The sequence below is a fragment of the Frankia sp. R82 genome, from assembly GCF_023716925.1.
Classification (GTDB): Bacteria; Actinomycetota; Actinomycetes; order Frankiales; family Frankiaceae; genus Frankia.
In genome coordinates this window covers 1-1,875 of the sequence record NZ_JAMQQG010000138.1, presented here as the reverse complement: position 1 = coordinate 1,875, position 1,875 = coordinate 1, and the positions used below count along the sequence as shown (strand labels likewise).

Below are 1,875 nucleotides of genomic sequence, written 5' to 3'. Positions count from 1 at the left end.
GTTGCTGGGCGCGGCGCTGTGCGTGCGCACCGTCGGCTACGGCCCGCTGCTGGTCGCGGCGCTCGCGCTGCTCGCCGGGGCCATCGGACGGGGCCGCGGTGACGGTTCCGCGGAACACCTGGCCGGGGCCGCGGAGCATCCGGTCGGTTCCGCGGAACACCTGGCCGGGGCCTGGCGCTGGCGCGGGGCGGCGTTGCTGCCGCTGGTGGCGTTCGGGCTGGCGGCGGCGGTGCCGATCGGGGCGTACGCGGGGTGGAGCGCGGCCGAGGGCAGGGGGTTCACGGTGTCGGCGCACTCCGGGTTCTTCCTGTACGGCCGGGTCGCGCCGTTCGCGGACTGCGCCACGATCACCCGGGCCGACCTGCGCACCCTGTGTGATCCGCGGCCGGTCGGCGAGCGTGGTGCGCCGGTGCGCTACCTGTGGCCGGCCGACTCGCCGCTGCGGCAGGGCAACCGCCGGATCCCGCCGGGCCGCGAGGATCTGGCCGCGACGTTCGCCCACGAGGTCGTGCGCGATCAGCCGTGGATGCTGGTCACCTCGTCCCTGCGCTACCTCGCCGGCTACCTCGACCCGGCGCCGTACGAGACGGCTCGGACGTCCCGGGCGGACACCTGGGAGTTCCCCACCGAGCGCACCAACGTCCTGGCCCCGGACGATCCGCATGCCGACGACGGCTATTTCGTCGCCACCGACGTGCGCGGTCCGTCCGGCCTGCTCGCCGCCTGGTCGACGGTGTCCTATCCGCTGATGCCCCTGGTCGGGCTCGGTCTGCTCGCGGGTGCCGCCGCCGCGCTCGCCACCGTCCGCCGCGTCCCTCGGCCTGTGCCCGGCGACGGCTCGCACGGATGGCGGCGGCTGTTCTGGCTGGCGGGCGGCTCCGGGGTGTCGACGCTGGTGCTGTCCGCGGTCACCTCGGGGTTCGACTACCGGTATCTCGGCGCCGTCATCGGGCTGATGGGTCTGGCCGCCGTGGTCGGCGTGGCCGGGTTCGTGGGGGAGATCCGGCGGCGGAGGCCGGGATGAATCCGGGCCGGCAGCGCACGCCGGTGCACCGACGCAGGCCGGGGTGGCAGGGCGTGCCGGTGCGGCGGTGGACGGCGGTCGGGGTGGCGGGCGCGGCGCTGCTGTTCGGCGCGTTGGGTCTGCTCGTGGCCGCGGTGACGCCGCCGTTCGCCAGCGCGGACGAGGCGCAGCACACCGCCTACGCCTTTGAGCTGGCGCACGGGTCGTTACCCGAGCTTGACACGCCGATCCGTGCCTGGCTGCCGGACATGCCGGGTCTGCCCGTCGGCTGTGCGGCGAGCCCGGCGCAGGCTCGGGCCGCCGTCGACGCGCGCGCCGAACAGCTGTGCGGGGTGCGCCTCGGCCGGCCACTGACAGAACATGATCTTGTATATACGGCGAACCATCCGCCGTTGTTCTACGTCGCGGAGGCGGTTCCGCTGCGGCTCGGCGTCGCCCTCGGCCATCCGTACGCCGGATTTCGCGCCGCGCGAATGCTCGATGTCGTGTTCGGGATGGGGGTGGTCGTCGCCACGGCGGCGCTGGGCCGGGCCCTGCTGCCCACCAGGCCGGCGGTCGCGGTGGGCGCCGCGGGTGTCGTCGCCACGGTCGGCCTGCTGGTGGCGACATCCGGGCAGGTCTACAACGACGCCCTCGCCACCGCCACGGTCACCGGCCTGCTGGCGATGACGGTCGCGGTGGTCCGCCGAGGGCCAACCCCGGGGACACTCGCCGGTCTCGCGCTGTGCGGACCGGCCGCGGCCGCAAGCCGAGCCAGCGGATCCGTGGTGCTGGTAGCCCTGGTGCCGGTGATCGGGATCGGGATCGCGGCACACACCGCCGGCCGCCCGGCGCGCCGGTTGGCCTGCGGC

Annotated in this window: 1 protein-coding gene and 1 pseudogene; both read left to right on the top strand. The window is 75.3% G+C overall.

Annotated elements, in window-relative coordinates; genetic code table 11:
• Nucleotides 1–1,024, top strand: a 1,024-nt coding sequence (locus ND747_RS16190; RefSeq protein WP_251734444.1) for a hypothetical protein, incomplete at its 5' end; no start/stop codon positions are given.
• Nucleotides 1,021–1,875: pseudogene (locus ND747_RS16185) on the top strand (hypothetical protein); the annotation flags it as partial. The gene ND747_RS16190 and the pseudogene ND747_RS16185, both read left to right, overlap by 4 nt.